General features: G+C 67.7%; 12 protein-coding genes. 5 read left to right on the top strand and 7 right to left on the bottom strand.

Annotated elements, in window-relative coordinates; translation table 11 throughout:
* Positions 1-59: 59 nt before the first annotated feature.
* Genes EV647_RS37075 through EV647_RS37065 form a run of 3 tightly spaced genes read right to left on the bottom strand, consistent with a single transcriptional unit; the run spans position 60 to position 5,291 of the window.
* Positions 60-2,855 (bottom strand): ATP-binding protein, encoded by a 2,796-nt coding sequence (locus EV647_RS37075; RefSeq protein ID WP_134011554.1) that lies wholly within the window; start codon positions 2,853-2,855, stop codon positions 60-62.
* Positions 2,852-4,675 carry a hypothetical protein gene (locus tag EV647_RS37070; RefSeq protein WP_134011552.1) on the bottom strand — a complete coding sequence of 608 codons (1,824 nt, stop codon included), beginning with the start codon at positions 4,673-4,675 and terminating at the stop codon, positions 2,852-2,854. Before EV647_RS37070 ends, EV647_RS37075 begins: the two co-directional genes overlap by 4 nt.
* The gene (locus EV647_RS37065) at positions 4,668-5,291 is read right to left on the bottom strand and encodes a hypothetical protein (protein WP_134011550.1); all 624 of its coding nucleotides are present in this window, start codon (positions 5,289-5,291) and stop codon (positions 4,668-4,670) included. Before EV647_RS37065 ends, EV647_RS37070 begins: the two co-directional genes overlap by 8 nt.
* A gap of 334 nt (positions 5,292-5,625) precedes the next feature.
* Between EV647_RS37065 and EV647_RS37060 the strand changes: the two genes are divergently transcribed.
* Complete coding sequence (locus tag EV647_RS37060) at positions 5,626-9,576, top strand: GH92 family glycosyl hydrolase (protein WP_238177585.1); 3,951 nt, start codon at positions 5,626-5,628, stop codon at positions 9,574-9,576.
* Positions 9,577-9,757: 181 nt separating this feature from the next.
* Here EV647_RS37060 and EV647_RS37055 read toward each other — a convergent pair whose 3' ends face one another.
* The 4 genes from EV647_RS37055 to EV647_RS37040 form a co-directional block, all read right to left on the bottom strand.
* Positions 9,758-10,072 (bottom strand): hypothetical protein, encoded by a 315-nt coding sequence (locus tag EV647_RS37055; RefSeq protein ID WP_133783948.1) that lies wholly within the window; start codon positions 10,070-10,072, stop codon positions 9,758-9,760.
* A 47-nt stretch (positions 10,073-10,119) separates the two neighbouring features.
* Positions 10,120-11,313 carry a mannosyltransferase family protein gene (locus tag EV647_RS37050; RefSeq protein ID WP_238175375.1) on the bottom strand — a complete coding sequence of 398 codons (1,194 nt, stop codon included), beginning with the start codon at positions 11,311-11,313 and terminating at the stop codon, positions 10,120-10,122.
* Between the two features lie 128 nt (positions 11,314-11,441).
* The gene (locus tag EV647_RS37045) at positions 11,442-13,682 is read right to left on the bottom strand and encodes a transglycosylase domain-containing protein (protein WP_238175376.1); all 2,241 of its coding nucleotides are present in this window, start codon (positions 13,680-13,682) and stop codon (positions 11,442-11,444) included.
* 126 nt (positions 13,683-13,808) lie between these two features.
* Entirely contained in the window at positions 13,809-15,290 is a 1,482-nt protein-coding gene (locus tag EV647_RS37040; RefSeq protein ID WP_134011544.1) for a short-chain fatty acid transporter, read from the bottom strand.
* A gap of 334 nt (positions 15,291-15,624) precedes the next feature.
* On the opposite strand from EV647_RS37040, the gene EV647_RS37035 reads away from it, so the two are divergent.
* The 4 genes from EV647_RS37035 (at position 15,625) to EV647_RS37020 (ending at position 18,719) form a co-directional block, all read left to right on the top strand.
* On the top strand, positions 15,625-16,209 hold the full coding sequence (locus EV647_RS37035; RefSeq protein ID WP_130386421.1) for a PadR family transcriptional regulator: 585 nt from the start codon (positions 15,625-15,627) through the stop codon (positions 16,207-16,209).
* Complete coding sequence (locus tag EV647_RS37030) at positions 16,206-17,285, top strand: inositol-3-phosphate synthase (RefSeq protein WP_133783942.1); 1,080 nt, start codon at positions 16,206-16,208, stop codon at positions 17,283-17,285. Before EV647_RS37035 ends, EV647_RS37030 begins: the two co-directional genes overlap by 4 nt.
* Before the next feature lie 67 nt (positions 17,286-17,352).
* Entirely contained in the window at positions 17,353-17,886 is a 534-nt protein-coding gene (locus EV647_RS37025) for a GNAT family N-acetyltransferase (protein WP_134011543.1), read from the top strand.
* Between the two features lie 2 nt (positions 17,887-17,888).
* Positions 17,889-18,719 carry a DUF72 domain-containing protein gene (locus EV647_RS37020; protein ID WP_134012463.1) on the top strand — a complete coding sequence of 277 codons (831 nt, stop codon included), beginning with the start codon at positions 17,889-17,891 and terminating at the stop codon, positions 18,717-18,719.
* The last annotated feature ends 189 nt before the right edge of the window (positions 18,720-18,908 follow it).

Genomic DNA, 18,908 nt, shown 5'->3' with positions numbered 1-18,908 from the left:
CTCGGTATCCGTCCCACCCGGGAAGATCGAACGGAACTGGCTCATCGGCCGTGTCCGCGTCAGTCATGCCATCTGCTCCTTGTCTCGTCCTGGTCGAGTGCCGCTCCGCCGGGCCGCGGCGTAGTTCCCGCATCCGGGGCGGCGGCGCTGAAGGGGGTGTCTGCGGTGGTGGCCAGGTCAAAGATGTAGTGGTGCCACGCGTCGGGGATCTGAAGACGGCCGGCAGCGGCGATGAGGCGGGACGTGGGATCTGACGCACCGGAGAGTTGGTCGATCGCGGCGGCCAGATGGCCATCGCCCCAGAGGAGCTCGGCGGCGGGCAGTCGGCTGCCGGCGCGAACGGCGTACCTCAACAACTGCTCGTCGATGGTGGCGCCGTCCAGATCCAGACCGCGGGCGCGCCAGGAGGAGGTCATCGGATGCGGCCGGTCTCGACGACCCTGCCAGTGGTGCAGGGCCAGCGGTACGTCGGTGAAACGGTAGCGGCCGGCCTGCCAGTGCGTTTCCGCGGAGACTGGACATGCGGGCGCGCCCCCGGACAATGCGCGCGTGACTGTGCCCGCAAGGTGCTCTGCCAACGTGTCCGGCGCGTAGTCCGCGCGGATCAGGTGCGATCGAGCAGTGACCGCCCGGGTGACCGCTTCGGCGACAACACATTCCCGGAGGCGAGCGGACGTGTTGTCCGGAAGCGGCGGGCCAGCCAGCAGCACCGGCCTGGGTAGGCCCGCGACGTGCGCGACTGTTAGGAGCTCGACCCACACGGTCAGGTGCGGAGAGTCGGCAAGTAGCGCGGTGGCGTCGCCGATTGCGCGGATGCTGCAGGGAGCGTCTCGGCAGACGGCTCCACAGGCAGCGCTCCGACAGGCCGTGGTGGCAACGGTCGGTGGTAAAGCCAATCGTCTTTCGCGGGGTTCGCCGTGGGGGATTTGGAGGAGGATGGGGCGGTCCATGCCGTCGGTGAAGGTGGCGGCTTGGCCGGGTGGGAGGGAGACCACGGCTCGGGATTGGGGGGTGTCGAGGTTCATGGTGGCGCCGACGGTTTCGCGGTCGTCGGCGGCGGGGAGGCGGTGCAGGATCTTGAGGGCGGAGTTCTTGACGACGTCGGGGATGACCTTGCCGGGGATCTGCTCGGCGACCACGATGCCTTCGCCGTACGCGCGGATCTCGGCGAGCAGGCCGGCGAACATCTCGACCGCGTGACCGGCCGTTCCGCCAGAGTCGCCAGTGCTTGCCTTGAGCAACCGGTGGGCCTCTTCGACGACCGTGACATGGCGCAGGCCGGAGGCCGGTCCGCGGCGGACGCGGAGGTGTTCGATCAGGCGGATCAGGACGACGCCCATGCAGAACGCCTTGTCCTGGTCGTCGCCGACGTCCTCGAGTTCGAGTACGACGTTCCGGCTGAGCAGGTCCGCGACGTCGAGCGGGTGGCCGCCGCCGAGGAACCGGCCGGGGGTCCCGAGCAGCAACGAGCTGAGGCGGACGTCGACGAAGCCGCGGACATCGGCGGCGAGTTCGGCGCCGTACCCGATGTCGTCGACCACCTGGCGTGCGGTGAGCTGCAGATCCGCGAGCGTCGGGTACTGCGGGCCCCCGCGGCTTAGTGCGAGGTCCCAGCCGTACGAGGTGTAGCACCGGGTCAGCGCCTGACTGAGGACCTGTGGAAAAGGTTCGTTCGCTTCGAAGGCGGCCAGGAACAACGCGCGGACCAGGTCGAGGTGCGTCTGCAGCGGGAACCCGGCCTCCGGTTCCAGCGGATTCAGGCTCAGCGGTACGACGTCCGGATCGCCGAGGCGGACGACCGCGACACTGGAGTCCGAACCCAGGCGTCCGGCCATCCCGGCGTACTCCGCCTTCGCGGGCTCGATCACCAGCCACGGTACGGCGGCCGCCGTCAGGCCCTCGAGCAGGTGGCGGATCGTTTGCGACTTGCCCGAACCGGTGGCGCCGGCAACAAACGCGTGCCGGTTCAACGTGTCCCGCGAAACCGTCATTGTCCCGACCGCGCGCCCCGACGCATCGATGACGTCGCCCAGCGGGATCCCGTCCGCCGGGGTCTCAGGCGTCAGGTCGAAACGCACGTGTTCGACCACTCGAACACCGGCGATCTCCCGCACCGGCGGCCGCGCGACGGCTGCAAGCAGCTCCCCGGTCGCCTCGAAAGCGCGACCCTCGGACTGAGTCGTCAAGCTGTACGGCGTGGCGTGCAGGTCAGCCGCCCCGGACAAGGTCTGCGCCACGAGCCTCGCACTGGCTTCATCCACTCCACCAGCGAGAATCTCCACCGACCACAAGCCACCCTGCGCCGCGGAGAAGTCCCGGTAGCGAGCCCGGCTCCGCTCGAGCTCGAGCGCGTCCCGACCCGAGATCTTCTCCCGGTCCAGCCCGATCGTCATCCGCAGATGGAGGTCGTCGAGCAACTCACCGCGCTTCTGGACACCAAGAGGCGAGGCTCGCACCAACCAGGCGAACGCCGGCAACGCCTCCGCTAGATCCTCTAGCGTCCCGGCCGGCTCGACCTCGGCCTCCGGAAGCGCAGTCAGTACGTCGTGCACGCCGTCCACACCCACCCAGCAAGGGAAATCGACCGCGTCCGCAGCGACTGCCCGCGCACCCACCGGGTAGGAAACGGCGCCGTCCACAGGCTCGATACCGACCCGAACCTCGATCGGCCCACCGGCCACCGCGCGAGTCCAGCAGCAGCTGAAGGAACGCCCCGCCGACGCCTGCAGCATCAGTGCAGGCAGCAACCCACGCCGAAGCGCCGTGAACCGTTGCGCCAGGTCCGTGTCCGGCCCGCCGGCCAACGGAACCGAGGTGACGCGCCACCGCGGAACACCTGCACCTGACGCAATCACGAAGCACCCAACCGCGGATCGCAATCGCCCAGCCGCGGACTCGCCGGATCGAGCGGGTCGACCATCACAAAAGCGGTCGGCGACAACCCCTGCAGCACCGTCGGCTCCACCGAGTACTCGTACGTGCGCTGATACCCGACCGACGTACTCTCCGTGGTCCCGCTCGACGCCGAGGTCGACGTCGACTCCGACCACGACGTACCGCCGGTCGTCGATGACGAGGACTGCTCGCCCGAGGTCTTGGACCCGGACCGATGCCGCCTGCTGAACAGCAGCCCGAACGTCGCCTGCCGGCTGTCCGACGTCTGTACGCCGACCGAATCGCTCGTCGACGAACTGTTGCCGCGCGTCGTACTGTCCGAGGTCGACGTGGACGTGTTCGTCCCGTGTGAATAGGTGAACTGACTCGCCACCAGCCGGTGCTGCCGCCCGATGAAAGTCGCGGCCTGCTCGGCCTCCTTCGCGTTCCCGAGGCGCATGAACAGTACGGCGTCCCCGCCGCCGAGGAGCTCCACCGCGCTGTCCCGCAGATGCGCGAACAGCAGCACGAGACGGATCCCGTTGCGTCGGCAGATGCTGTCGAACCGCTCGAGCTCCGGCCGCGCCACCGCATCAGCTCCGGCGATCACCACGATCCGCTCTCCCCGCCCCGACAGCTGGCCACGCTGGATCCGGACCATCGTGATCTGGAACAGCAGATGCCTGAGCAACGAGGCGGTCAGCTCCGGCTCGCGATGCGACAACTCGAACACCCGCAGCGAGACGTCGTCGTCCTCCCACCCGTCCATCGGCGCATCACCCGTGACCGCAGCCAGCCGCTGCACGCCCGCAGCCAGCCGGAACAGCCGAGCTTCCGCCGTACGCCGGGCAGCCTCGCTCAAGAGATCGGACAGCCTCGTGTACTCAGCCCGCGTCAACGAAGCCCGCTGATCCGGCGTCAGCTGCCGCAGCAACACCTGGAACGCCAGGTGCAGTCTCGTGAAGGTGACCGGGCCGTCCGTCAGACACTCGACGACCTGCTGCACCAAGTTCGCGTCGACACCCCGCGACTCGGTCTGCTCGGGCTCGGCCGCGCGCAATCCTTCTGCGACCACGACACCGATCTCATCAGCGCTCAAGCCGGTGAGCGGGTTCAGCGAGCGCGCCTCGTCCGGTACGACGGCCGACCGGATCGGCGCACCGTGATCCGAGGCCATGCGGTGCAGCGGCTCGATCACAGAGTCTTGCGTGAGGTCGAGAACCACGAGTCGCCCGCCGGCGCTCATCAGCGAGCTCCCCATCGCGAGCAACGCCGCACGCCAGCCCGCGGCAGTCCCGCCGTACAGGTCGACGCGCTCCTTCGTCGCCGGGCCGACCGGCACCCACGGACGTACGGCGCTGACCTGCAGGGACTTGGCCCGCTCCCGGTCGCTCAGGTCCTGCTGCCAGGCCTGTACGTCGCGCTCGAACCGGGCCATCGTGCTGACGCAGTGGGCCAACCACAGCTGATGCTCCTTGGCGGTAGCCCGTCGGAGCAGCTCCGGTCGTCCCCAGCACAACCAGCCGAGACCGATCGCCACTACGGCAGGCACCAGCGCGATCAACGGGTCCACAACGACGCCGACCACACCGGTGGCTACAACGGCCGCGATCATCGTCCACGTCAGGACGGGCCGCATCCGTACGGCGGCAGCACGCTTGGTCTCGAGCGCCGCAAGCTCCGTCGGCGGCGGTACGGCGGGAACGGGCGGGTCTTGCTGCTCGACGACCACGACCTCGCGCCCGCGGTACTCCCAGCCCCACTGCTCGGCCTCACGAGTCGCGACCATCGGCTCAGCCATGCGCCGCACCGTTCAGGCGGTCCAGGACCACACCACGCGCCAGATCCGCCAGGATCGCCTCGGCCTCCTGGACCGTTGCCGCTGCACGGCTGACCGTAGCGTCCCGTTCCGCATCGTCAGCTGTGGTGAACCGCCGACGACATCCGGCGCAGTGCGTCGCCGACAGGTCGGACCACGCTCCGCAGGACGAGCACCGTCGTGCCTGGAGCAGGCGCTCGGCTGTGGATAACCGTCGACGTTCCAGCAGTGCACGCTGCCAGCGCTCCTGCGCCTGCGGCAGGTACTCGACCAGTTGCCGGTCCGTGAAGCTCTTCCCGCCGCCCGCCAGCACCGCCGAGGTCAGCCTCGCGGCGGCATCCCGATGAACGCCGGTCGCCTTCCCCATCGGACCCACGGTCACCAGCAGCGGGAACCAGCCGAGCGTCTGCAGTCGCAGCGCGGCATCGCCACGGTTCCAGCGCAGGGACATGGTGGACGTGTCGTCCGGATCCGCGGTCCAGCCGGCCGGGCGCAGCGCCACCTCGAACAGGGCTCGCTGCGGGGCGTCCAGCGCGGCATGGGGCAGGAGCAGATGAGTGTGGTGCCGACGGACCAGCCCGGCACGTTCGACAGCCACTACGTCCTCCCGAGACCGTGCGGCCTCCCCAGCGGACCGCGCAAGGTAACTGTAGTTACCGCCTGTGCCTGTCGCAGCCCGATCGCGTTGCCACTTGTGGAAAACTCCGGCCCGATGCGGACCGAACGCGACGAGATCTTGACGGCGCGTGATCGGCGGGAGACGATTCCGGCCGGGCGCGGGCTGACAACCTTGTCATCGGGGCCGCGTACCTACACCGGTGGACGGGGGCGTCCCGTCGCGCCGGCCGGATGTGCAAGGAGCGTCGATGAATCTCCGCCGCCCACTGGGGCTCGTCACGTCTCTCACGCTGGTTGTGACACTGTCTGTTGCCATGACGCCAGCGCATGCCGCGTCATCTGCTGCCTCGGAGCAGCCGGTGATCAGCGGTTCGTCGTACTTCACCTCGTTCGAGCCAGGCCAGCCACAGCCCGGGTACACCGACGCCGTCGAGACCGGCCCGGACGGGAAGCCACGCACCGACGGGGTGCGCGGCCCGACGCCGACCGGGATCGGCGGCAGCGAGATGGACAAGGTCACCAAGGTGACCGCGAACGGCGAGAACACCGGTGGCGGCGAGATCGCCACGAACGCCGCCGACGGTGACAAGTTCACCAAGTGGCTGGTGTTCCAGCCGACCGGCTGGCTGGTCTACCAGACCTCGGCCCCGGTGGTGATCAAGAAGTACGCGCTGACCTCGGCGAACGACGCGGACGGCCGCGACCCGCAGAACTGGACCGTCTCGGGTTCGAACGACGGCACCACGTGGATCACGCTGGACACCCAGACCGGTCAGAGCTTCGAGAACCGGTTCCAGACCAAGGAGTACAGCTTCGCCAACGACACGGCGTACATGTACTTCAAGCTGGACATCACGCTGAACCACGGTGAGAACATCGTCCAACTCGCCGACTGGTACCTGTCGAACGGCGCCCCGCTGCCGCCACCCGGCCCGGTCGCCGAGTCGCGCCTCGACTCCGGCCCGACCAGCGCCTACAACGCCCGCGCCCGCGTCGGCTTCACCGGCGTCAAGTCTTTCCGGTACGCCGGGCACCAGGACGCGGAGGGCCGTGGATACACGTGGAACAAGGTGTCCGACGTCGACCTGAAGGTGGGCAGGGACACCCGCCTCTCGTACAAGATCTTCCCCGAGCACGTCGAGGGCGATCTCAGCTACCCGAGCACGTACGCCGCGCTCGACCTGGCGTTCTCCGACGGCACCTATCTGAGCGACCTGAAGGCCAAGGACCACCACGGCTTCGAGCTCAGCCCGCGCGGCCAGGGCGACTCCAAGGCGCTCTACACGAACCAGTGGAACAACATCGAGGCCGATCTCGGCAAGGTTGCCGCCGGCAAGACGATCACACGGATCCTGGTCGGGTACGACAAGCCGTCCGGACCGGCCGAGTTCCGCGGCTGGATCGACGACGTCCGGATTGCCGCGGCGATCAACCCGGACCGCGCGGCGCAGAAGACCGCGGCCAAGCACCCGTCGGACCTCGCACTGACCACCCGCGGCACGAACGCGACCGGCGGCTTCTCGCGGGGCAACAACTTCCCGGCCACCGCCGTACCGCACGGCTTCAACTTCTGGACGCCGGTGACGAACGCCGGGTCCACGTCCTGGCTGTACGACTACGCCAAGGGCAACAACGAGGCGAACAAGCCGACCATGCAGGCCCTGTCGATCAGCCACGAGCCCAGCCCGTGGATGGGTGACCGGCAGACCTTCCAGGTGATGCCGTCGACCGCGGCGACCCCGACCGCGGATCGCAAGGCCCGCGCCTGGTCGTTCAGCCACGACAACGAGATCGCCCGTCCGTACTACTACGGCGTCACGTTCGACAACGGCAACGCGGCCGAGATCGCGCCGACCGACCACGCCGCGCTGCTGCGGTTCAGCTTCCCGGCCGGCAAGGCGTCGCTGATCTTCGACAACGTCAACAACAGCGGCGGCCTCACTCTCGACCCGGCGACCGGCGTGGTCACTGGGTACTCCGATATCAAGAGCGGACTGTCCACCGGCGCCGGCCGGTTGTTCGTGTACGGCGTCGTGGACCAGAAGGTTGTTGCTTCGGGCAAACTGTCGAACGGGGGCGGGGCGAACGTCGGTGGATACTTCGGCTTCGATCGCACGGTCACCCAGGTGCAGCTGCGGATCGCGACCTCGCTGATCAGCACCGCACAGGCTCAGAAGAACCTCGGGCTGGAGCTCCCGGTGGGCTCGAAGTTCAGCAAGGTCAAGGACGCCGCGCAGGCCGCGTGGGACAAGAAGCTCAGCACGATCGAGGTCGAGGGCGCGACGGCCGACCAGCTGACCACGCTGTACTCGAACCTCTACCGGCTGTTCCTCTACCCGAACAACGGGTCCGAGAACACGGGATCCAAGGACAAGCCGGTCATCATGTACGCGTCGCCGACCTCGCCGAAGGTGGGCACCGACACCCCGACCACGACCGGCTCGAAAATCGTCGCCGGGCAGACGTACGTGAACAACGGATTCTGGGACACGTACCGCACGGTGTGGCCGGCGTACTCGCTGTTCGCGCAGGACGAGGCGGCGGATCTGGTCAACGGATTCGTGCAGCAGTACGAGGACGGCGGCTGGATCTCCCGCTGGTCCTCCCCCGGCTACGCGAACCTGATGGTCGGTACGTCGTCCGACGTCGCCTTCGCGGACGCGTACCTCAAGGGCATCAAGGGGATCGACGTCCAGGCGATGTACGACGCGGCGGTCAAGAACGCGTCCGTCGTACCGCCGTCGCAGAACGTCGGCCGCAAGGGCATGGACCTGTCCACGTTCAACGGCTACACGGCCAACACCACCGGTGAGGGCTTCAGCTGGTCGATGGACGGCTACATCAACGACTTCGGGATCGCGAACCTGTCGAAGGCGTTGTACGACAAGGCCAAGAAGAACGACCCGCGCAAGCAGGAGTACCTGGACAACTACAAGTACTTCCTGAACCGGGCCCGCAACTACGTCACGCTCTACGACCCGACGGTCGGCTTCTTCCAGGGCAAGGGCCCGGACGGTGTCTGGGGCAACTCCCCGAGCACCTTCGACCCGCGGGACTGGGGTCACGACTACACCGAGACGAACGCGTGGAACATGGCGTTCTCCACTCCGCAGGACGGGGCCGGCCTGGCCGCGATCTACGGCGGCAGGGACGGTCTGGCGAAGAAGCTCGACGAGTTCTTCAGTACGCCGGAAGACGCGCTGCACACCGGCGGGTACGGCGGCACGATCCACGAGATGCTCGAGGCGCGTGACGTCCGCATGGGGCAGTACGGCCACAGCAACCAGCCGTCGCACCACATCACCTACATGTACGACGTGGCGGGGCAGCCGTGGAAGACGCAGGCTCTCGTGCGTGAGGCGTTGTCGCGGTTGTACACCGGCTCGGAGATCGGGCAGGGGTACCCAGGTGACGAGGACAACGGCGAGATGTCGTCGTGGTACCTGTTCAGCTCTCTCGGCTTCTACCCGTTGCAGGTCGGTTCACCGTCGTACGCGATCGGCTCGCCGCTGTTCACCAAGGTGACGGTCCGACTGGCCGGCGGCAAGAAGCTGGTGATCAGCGCACCGCAGAACTCATCGAAGAACGTCTATGTGAAGAGCGTTCGCGTCAACGGCAAGAACTGGACTTCGACAGCGTTGCCGCACGACCTGATCGCAGGAGGCGGCAAGATCGAGTTCGAGATGACCGACCAGCCGACCAAGTGGGGCAGCGGCCGCAACGACGCCCCACCGTCGATCACCAAGCCGGGTGAGGACCCGACGACCTGGCGGGACTCGACCTCCGACACCGGCGCGGTGATCGGTGCGGGTGGCGCGGATGTCTCCGCTTTGATCGACAACGACTCGAAGACACAGGTCACGCTGACCGGCGCCCAGCCGACGGTCACGGTCGCCCTGCCACAGGGGCGTCCGGTCGGCATGTACACGCTGACAAGCGGTGCGACCGGCACAGCTCCGTCGGCGTGGACACTGGAGGGCTCGAACGACGGTACGACGTGGACGACAGTGGACCGCCGTACCGGGCAGAGCTGGGCGTGGACGTCGTACACGAGGTCCTTCAGCATCAGCTCGCCCAGGGCGTACACGCAGTACCGGCTGGTGCTCACGCCGGCGGCGGGGGCCGACGGCGTCACCCTGTCCGAGATCGAGCTGCTCGGCACGCTGAAGGGCGTCGAGACCGGTACCCACCCGAGCGACAAGCGCGTGGCCGAGACGAAGCCGAGCCCGACCCCGTCCCAGTCGATCGACCGCAACTACGGCTAGCACCTGAGCATGACGCGAGGGCGACGGCACCGGCCGTCGCCCTCGTGTGGTCCAGCCGGCGGAGCCTGCCCCTGAGAGGTTCCGCCGGCAGTACTTACTGCAAGTAAGGAGGGGTGGCGGTCCCCGCCCGGACTGCCACCCCTTCACCCCTATCGACGCTCGAACCCTCCCGAGGGTTGCCTCACCCCAGAACTGTCCACATGCCGGACAATGACAGGAACCAGACCAGGTTCACGACCAGCACTCCGGCTGTCGCTGCGACCGCGAAGACCCACCCGAGCCCGGCCCGCAGAGCCAGCACGGGCAGCGCCAGCGTCGTCGCCACGCCCCCGAGTTGCACGGCGAACAGCGCGCCACCGCTCTCCACGGCGCAACTCACCCCGGTCGGCGGGCACAGCGGCGCACCGAACTGACGCATCAGCGCGTACGCGACACCCGCCATCACGCCGACGAAGACCGCCTGCAGGGCGACCCTGCCGATCGTCCGGGCTTCCATGGGACCACGGTAGGCACGGGACGGGTCCAGCGCCTGAGCAGAACTACTCAGCCCGACCAGCGGCCGGTGAAGAAGGCGGCGGCCCAGATGGCGGCCAGGGGTATCGCCACAGCCAGGTAGAGGCGGCCGATCCACGGTCTGCGTCTGGCGAGGACCGCGAGGCCGATCCACAGCGGCCACATCAGCAGGGTGGCCCGGGTGAGTGAGTAGATCCAGAACGACGTACAGAACGCACCGATCGTGGCGGCGACCCAGGCCGCCTCGCCCCAGGACCGGCGCCAGAACAGCCAGGCGAGCAGGATCAGCCCGACGAACAGCGTGACCAGCTCGGCCCGGAACATCCAGGTCCAGTCGCTGCGGTCAGCCGGGAAGTGGCCCTTGCTCGCGGCCTCGAAAGTGTGCACGAGCGAGATCCAGGGCCAGGTGAACTCCCGCGCCCAGCCCTTCTCCTGCGCGTCCTGCCAGGCGAACCAGGAGCCGTGAATCTGCTTCAGGTACGCCATGAAACCGAGCACCGGTACGGCGGGCAGCGCCAGCCACGGCAGCGACAACCAGTCACGCTTCTTCGAGGTGACGAACTCGACGAGCAGCGCGAAGATCAGGAAGATCCCGGACACCCGCACCGTGGACGCCAGCGCGACGAAGACGGCGGCGCGGGCCCAGCGTCCCTGCCGCGCGGCCAGCCAGGCGGGGAACGCGAAGGCGCAGAACAGCGCCTCGGTGTACCCGGCGGCGAGGAACACTCCGACCGGGGCGCCGTACCAGATCATGGCGGCGTTCGGGCCGATGCCCTTCAGCTCCGGGAACTCGTACTGCGCCAGGCGCGCGAGGTACACGCCCGCCACGGCGCTGGCGACTGCCGACACCACGATGCCGGCGGCAACGTAGCCGATGCCGGTGTAGCTGACCAACCGGACCAGCAACGGGAAGCCCGGGAAGAAGGCAGCCAGCGGCGCACCGGACGGCTCACCGTGGTTGTAGCCGAACTCGGCGACCGCCTTCAGGTGCCAGACGTCCCACTGCAGCCAGGCCTTCCACACGTTCGGGTAGTCGCCGCCCCGGTTGAACAGGAGCGGCGCGGAGACCGACAGTACGAACAGCGCCACCCGGGTGACGAGCCACCACCCGAGCACCTCCCGAGTCAGCGGCGTCGGCATCCACCGCTGCCAGCCAACCCTGTCGACCCGGGCTCGCCGGGCACGCCCCGGCTTGGGCTCGCCGGCAACCGAGCGCTCAAACACGCCCCCACCGCCAGCCACCACAGTCCACCCGAGTCACGCCCCCATCGTCCCTCATCCAGGTTCCAGCGCGATCCGGCCGGTCGATCACCGCGAGCAGCCGGCCATCGAGTTGAGCCAGGACAGCTCCGTTACCCGGGCGTCTGCGGTGTGTCGGTGGGTTTGGGTTTCGTTGTTCCGCCCGTCGGCAGGGACGGGATGACCGGGGTCGTCGTCGTCCGCGTGGGTTTGGTCTTGGTCGGGGTGTTCGTCGGCTTGTCCGGCGTCGACGGGGGCGGGGTGCTCGGCGGCGGCGTACTCGGCGGCGGGGTGCTGGGCGGCGGCGTACTCGGCGGCGGAGTGTTCGGGGGCGGGGTGAACGTCGGGGTCGACGTGTCCTTGATCTGGTCCTTGTCCGGGTCCGCGAACTCGGCCTCGGGGACGCCGTCGAGGGCCGACTTCATGAACGCCAGCCAGGTCTTCAGCGGCCAGTTGCCACCGAAGAAGGCCGGGTCGTCGCTGTACGGGTCGAGGTCCGATTCACCGGTCGCACCGGCCCGGTACAGCACGGAGGTGGATTCCTGTGGCGTGTAGCCCGTCCACCACGAGGTCAGCGTCGCCGAGCCGTCCTTACAGCCGTCGCACGCCGCGTTCTCCTTGCGGTCCTCGACCGCGACACCACCGGCGGTGCCGGTCTTGCCGGCCACCGCGCGGTCCAGATCCTTGGCGCCGGTCCCGGTGCCCTTCTTGACCACGTTCTGCAGGGCGTAGTTCACCAGGTTGGCGATCTCCGGCGTGAAGGCCTGCTTCTGCTGCTTCAGCACGCTCGCGTCCGACCACAGCACCTTGCCGTCCGGGCCGCGGACTTCCTTGATCACGTGCAGCGGCGTGTACTTGCCCTCGGCAGCGAACGTCGCGTAGGCGTTCGCCATGTCGACCGGCGAGGCGTACGCATCCGGGCCGAGCACCGTGGCCGGCGCCCCCCGGTCCTTCTCCAGCGTCTTCGACGCCGGGATGCCGGCCGCCTCGGCAGCGTCGACGACCTTGGCCGGGCCGTTCTCCATGGCGTTGTCGACCAGATCGTAGAAGGCGGTGTTGATCGACTGCTCGGTCGCCTTCATCAGCGTGACGTCGCCGTAGTCGGTGCTGAGCTCGTTGCCGAACTTCTGGCCCTGGATCGTGATCGGGCTGTCGCCTTGGTAGACGTCCCAGAGAGACTTGCCGTCCTTCAGCGCCGCGGCCAGCGCGAACGGCTTGAACGACGAACCGGGTCGCGCCTTGGTCGTTGCCCAGTTCAACTGGCTCTTGAGGAAGTCCGGCCCGCCGTACATCGCCAGCAACTGGCCGGTGCCCGGCTGTACCGCAGCCATCCCGACATGCAGGCCGTTCTTCTTCTCAGGCAGCTCGTTCTGTGCGGCAGCCAGCATCTTCTTCTGCTGGTTGTAGTTGAAGGTGGTGGTCACCTTCAGGCCGCCGCCGGTGATCTCGTCCTCGTCGAACCCGCGCTGCGCCAGCTCCTTACGAGCCATGTCGAGCAGAAAGCCTTTCGGCCCCTTGTAGCGGTCGCTCTTCTTCTTCATCTGCGACAAGTCCGGCAGCCGGTTGGCGTACTGCTTCTCCTGGGCCTCGGTGATCGTGCCCATCTGCTGCATGCCGTCGAGAACGTAGTGGTACCGATCGATGATCCGCTTCTTGGTCCGCGGATCCGAGTCGGTGACGTCGAAGAGCGAAGGGTTGTTCAGCACGGTCGCGAGGAGCGCGGCCTGCTGGACGCTCAGCAGCTTCGGGTTCGGCTGCTTGAAGTAGACATCGCCGGCGGCGGCGATGCCGTAGGCGCCCTGGCCGAAGTAGATCGTGTTCAGGTAGCCCTCGAGCGTCTTGCTCTTGTCCTGCTGACGGCCGAGCTTGGTCGCGATGAACAGTTCCTTGAGCTTGCGGGAGACCGTCCGCTCCTGCGTCAGGTACATGATCTTCACGTACTGCTGCGTGATCGTCGAACCACCCTGCAACTGCTCACCGCGGGCGATGTTCACCGCCGCCCGGACCATGCCGCTCGGCGAGATCCCCGGGTTGGTCCAGAACGTCCGGTCCTCTGCCGCGATCACCGAGTCCTGGACGTGCTTCGGGATCTGCGCCAGCGGCACCGTGTGCCGGTTCTGCTCGAAGAACGAGCCGAGTGGCTGGTTGCCGTCGGAGTAGGTCACCGTCGTGGTGTTGGTGGCGAACTCCTTGTTCGGGTCCGGGATCTTGGTCGTCTGGTAGACGACGAAGAAGGCCGCGACCGAACCGATGATGCCGAGGAAGAGGAGTGCGGCGAGCCAGCCGAGCACCCGGAGCGCCCAGTGCTTCTTGCGCCGGGGCGGCGGGGCGGCCTTCCTACGAGCTTCACTCACTGTGCAATCCTCGACGATCTCGCTGAAGTCATTGCCCCACAGACTACGGTGGGTGTGGTAACGGGCCCGAATCCGCATCGGATGCTAGCAAGCAGATCCTGCCGGACCCAAAGTCGCTGCAATCGGTTACCCCGTGACGTGCGGTGCGAGCAATGTCACGGCGATCAACGCGGCCGGGAAGCAGGCCAGGAACATCGTGAAGGTATAGCCCATGATGTCGCGAGCCTTGAGGCCGAGGATGGCGAGCGTCGGCAGCATCCAGAACGGTTGCAGCAGGTTGGCGCTCGCCTCGCCGAGGTCGTACACGACGACCATCCAGCCCGCGTCGACCTTCAGTTCGTTGGCGGCCTGCAGCACGTACGGCGCCTCGATCACCCACTTGCTGCCGCCGCTCGGCACGAAGATGCCGAGGATGCACGAGTAGATCGCGACCAGCGGCGGGAACAGGAACTGGTTGCTCGCCTGCACCAACCACCCGGCGAGGCGCGCGGAGATCCCGGTGTAGGCGATCATCCCGAAAATCCCGCCGTACAAGGGGAACTGGAGCAGTACGCCGGCCGCCGCGGGCGCACCGTCGCGCACCGCACGCGCCATCCGCCACGGCCGCCAGTGCAGCAGCATCGCGAGCAGGAACAGGATCAGGTTGACCGTGTTGAGGTCCAGCGCGTTGAAGAAGTTCTTCCCACTGAAGTAGCGGACCAGGTAGACCGCGCCGAGCAGGACGATCAGCAGACTGAACAGTGGCGAATGCTCGAGCCAATCGCCCGGCCTGCGGGCTTCTCCCCGTTGACCGTTGTACGCCGACCCGCGGCCGATGAGCGGTTTGAGTTCGATCCCGATCTGCTCCGCGGTCCGCGCATTGCCCTCGCCCGGCGCGATGAACCACGCCATCCCGACGCCGACGGCGTACACGATCAACGTCGCCACGATCGCCTGCCAGGTGAAGATCGTGTCGCTGAGCGGGATCAGACCGCTGGCGTGACCGCCGGCCTTGATCACCTCCTGCACCGGGGCCGGGCTGCTGCTCGCACTCGCCACCTGCAATGCCGCAGAGCCGGACAGCCCCTGCGCCCACACGGTCCCGAGCCCGAGGAACGCCATCGCACCGAGCGCGCGGTAGTCCGCCTTCGGCACGTTGCGCGCCACCTCGCGCGCCAGGATCGCCGCGAAGATCAGACTGAAGGCCCAGTTCAGGTACGACGCCAGCATCGCGACCGCGGCGACGAACGCGACCGCGGTCCGCGGGCTCTTCGGGATCCGGGCCAGCCGCGTGATCAACCGCGCGACCGGTCCGCTGGTGGCGACGGCGTACCCGCCGATGATGATCATCGCCATCTGCAGGGTGAAGGTGATCAGCGACCAGAACCCGATGCCCCAGGCATCGATCATCCCGAAGCCCTTGGTCGCGGCCGGGTCGTCGGGACGCTTCAGCAGCGGCTCACCGGTGACGAGCCCGAACAGCAGCACCACGAACGTGCCGACCAGGACGAACCCGAACGCGTCCGGCAGCCACTTCTCGGTGAACGCGGTGAACCGCAGCGCCAGCCGGGCGAGCGCACCCTCGGCTTCCACATCGGACTTGGCGTGCTTCCCATGACTGTCGGTCATTGGGCCTCCCGGCCTGGACTGAGGAGTGGAGGGAGCGAAGCGACCGGAGCGACGAGGGAAGGCCGGGAGTTACAGCCCAATGACCCGCCGCGCCGGAGGCGCGGCATTGGTGCCGTCATTACCGTCCGCTCCCGGACTACGACGCTGGGTGTCATTCGATTAACGCAGATCGGCGTCTGACGTAACAGGTTTCCTGGGCGTGCCGCTCGGCGAGGGTGACAAAGGCTGGGTTTGTCAAGAGTTGTCCACAGCCACTACCTCTGCTTACAGTGGCGGCACGATGTATCGAACCGATACATCAGGTCATGACAAACTAGACCGAGGGAGGTGGCTCATGGGAAACCGCAGTGGGGTCCTGGAGCTCGCCGTACTCGGTCTGCTGCACGAAGCGCCGATGCACGGTTACGAGCTCCGCAAGCGCGTCAACGCCCAGTTCGGCTGGGGACGCGTGCTGTCGTTCGGTTCGCTGTACCCGTGTCTGAAGGCGATGCTCCGCAACGGGCTGATCACGGCCGACCCCGGGACGCCGGAGTCGGGTCGCAGGCCCAAGATCGTGTACACGATCACCGCCGACGGCAAGGACTACTTCGCGCACGCGATGCACGAAGCCGGCCCGTCGGCCTGGGAGGACGACACGTTCGGCGTCCGCTTCTCGTTCTTCGGCCGGACCGATCCGGCCACCCGGTTGCGCATCCTCGAGGGCCGCAGGGCCCGGATGGAGGAGCGGCTGGCCAACTTCCGGGCGGCGATGAGCCGGACGGCGGAGCGGGTCGACGCCTACACCCTCGAGCTGCAACGGCACGGCCTGGAGTCGGCCGAGCGCGAGGTCCGCTGGCTGAACGAGCTGATCGACGGCGAGCGGCGGCAACAGCGGCCCCCTGACCAGCACTACCCGCCTACCCAAGGAGATTCCAGATGACCTCGATTCGCGTAGCGATCGTCGGCGTCGGCAACTGCGCAAGCTCGCTCGTCCAGGGCGTGCACTACTACCGTGACGCGAAGCCCGAGGAGCGCGTCCCGGGTCTGATGCACGTCGTGTTCGGTGACTACCACGTCCGGGACGTGGAGTTCGTGGCCGCGTTCGACGTCGACGGCAAGAAGGTCGGCCTGGACCTCGCCGACGCGATCGGCGCCAGCGAGAACAACACGATCAAGATCTGCGACGTGCCGCCGACCGGTGTCACCGTCCAGCGCGGTCACACCCTCGACGGTCTCGGCAAGTACTACCGCGAGACGATCACCGAGTCCGACGCGGCGCCGGTCGACGTCGTTCAGGCGTTGAAGGACGCGCAGGTCGACGTCCTGGTCTGCTATCTTCCGGTCGGCTCCGAGCAGGCGGCGAAGTTCTACGCCCAGTGCGCGATCGACGCGAAGGTCGCGTTCGTGAACGCGCTGCCGGTCTTCATCGCGGGCACCAAGGAGTGGGCCGACAAGTTCACCGCGGCCGGCGTACCGATCGTCGGCGACGACATCAAGTCGCAGATCGGCGCCACCATCACGCACCGCGTGCTGGCCAAGCTGTTCGAGGACCGTGGCGTCACCGTCGACCGGACGTACCAGCTGAACGTCGGCGGCAACATGGACTTCAAGAACATGCTGGAGCGCGACCGGCTGGAGTCCAAGAAGATCAGCAAGACCCAGTCCGTCACCTCGCAACTGGTCAACGACATCGACCCGCGCAACGTGCACATCGGCCCGTCGGACTACGTGGCCTGGCTGGACGACCGCAAGTGGGCGTTCATCCGGCTCGAGGGCCGCAACTTCGGCGACGTACCGCTGTCGCTGGAGTACAAGCTCGAGGTCTGGGACTCGCCGAACTCGGCCGGCATCATCATCGACGCCATCCGCGCCGTGAAGATCGCGAAGGACCGCGGCATCGGCGGCCCGATCCTGTCCGCGTCGTCGTACTTCATGAAGTCGCCGCCGGAGCAGTACGCCGACGACGTCTGCCGCGACCTGGTGGAGAAGTTCATCCGCGGCGAGGTCGAGCGCTGACCTAGGCAGCAAGACCCGCCCCGACACTCGTCCCTGGTGTCGGGGCGGCGTGCCATCATGACGCCGGATGACCGAGATCCGTGAGTACCGCGACACCGACGCCGCCAGCTGGCTGCACTGCCGCCTGCTGAGCTTCTTCGGCACCGAGTACTACGACGACGTCGTGACGCAGCGCCCGGTCTTCGACAACCCGGCGCATCGACTCGTGGCCGTCGACGACGACACAGTGGTCGGGCTGATGGACGTCGAGATCTTCACGGACCGCGCCACCATCGACGTCCTCGCCGTACATCCCGATCACCAACGCCACGGCCTGGCCACGCAGTTGCTCGGGGCGGTTCTTCCTCGGCTTCAGGTCGACGTACTGGACGCGTGGACGCGTGGGGATGCGTCAGCCAACGGCTGGTACCAGCGGTCCGGGTTCACGGAGAACTTCCGTTATCTCCATGTCTACAAGTCCTCGCAGGATGATGCCGAGGGCTTCGAGGCGCCAGGCAAGCTGGTGACTGCTTTCATGCATGCACCGATCTCGGCTGAGGCGTCGATGCGTGCGCGGTTCTCCCGCGTGCACGTCTACAGGCAGTACGTTCGATCGCTGTGAACATGCAGTTGTACGTCGGTTGCGCGCAGTGGACTCATGCCGCGTGGCCGCAGCCTTCCCGGGACAAGCTGCGTTCGTACGCCTCGTGGTGCAACGCGGTCGAGAGCAACACGACCTTCTACGCGACGCCGTCCGCATCGACGGTCGCTTCCTGGGCCGCGCAGACGCCGCCCGACTTCCGCTTCGTGGTGAAGTTGCCGCAGGTCATCACGCATGAGCGCCGGCTCAACAACGTCGACGTCGAACTCCGCGCGTTCCTCGCCGCGATCGAGCCGTTCGGCCCGCGCAACCACGCGGTCTGGATCCAGCTCCCGGCCGCGTTCGCGCCGACCGACCTCGGTGCCCTTGCCGCGTTCCTCCACCAGGCACCCCGCGAACACCGGTACGCCGTGGAAGTCCGGCACCGCGACTTCTTCGACGATCCCCGCGCTGCCGGCAACCTGGAACGCGTGCTGGCGCGGGCGAACGCGGAGTGGATCCCGTTCGACACCGGCACACTCTTCGCCCGCCGCCCGACCAGCCTCGCCGAGCGCGACGCCTGGATGAAGAAGCCACGAGTCGCCCGCCGCACCCGCGCCCTGACCGGCCACCCGATCGTCCGCTACATCGGCCGTGACTCCGTGGACGAAACCGTCGCCGGCTGGACGTACCTCGTCGAACTGGTCATCAACTGGCTCTCCGAAGGCCGCTCCCCCACGATCTTCCTGCACACCCCGGACAACGTCGAAGCCCTCAACCTCGCCCGCCGCTTCCACGCAACCGTCACCGCGGTCGTCCCCACACTCGCACCCCTCCCCGACCCCCTCGACCCCGAACCACCAACACTCTTCTAACCTCCCGCCCAACCGCGACCCGGGCGTACTGCGGCAGGCAGGCGTTCCACGCGACAGCCGCACCGACCCGCCCGTCGCCGGCGTTCTGCAAACACGAGGGGATAACCGGGTCTCCTGTCTGATGTGTGGGTCAGGTGCGGCCTGGGAGGGGTGGTCGGTAGCCGCCGAGGGTGAGCATGGTCAAGGCGA

The organism is Kribbella sp. VKM Ac-2566, from assembly GCF_004366005.1.
GTDB classification, from domain to species: Bacteria; Actinomycetota; Actinomycetes; order Propionibacteriales; family Kribbellaceae; genus Kribbella; species Kribbella pratensis.
The sequence above is the reverse complement of the archived record's forward strand: the minus strand, read 5'-3'. Positions and strand labels throughout refer to the sequence as shown.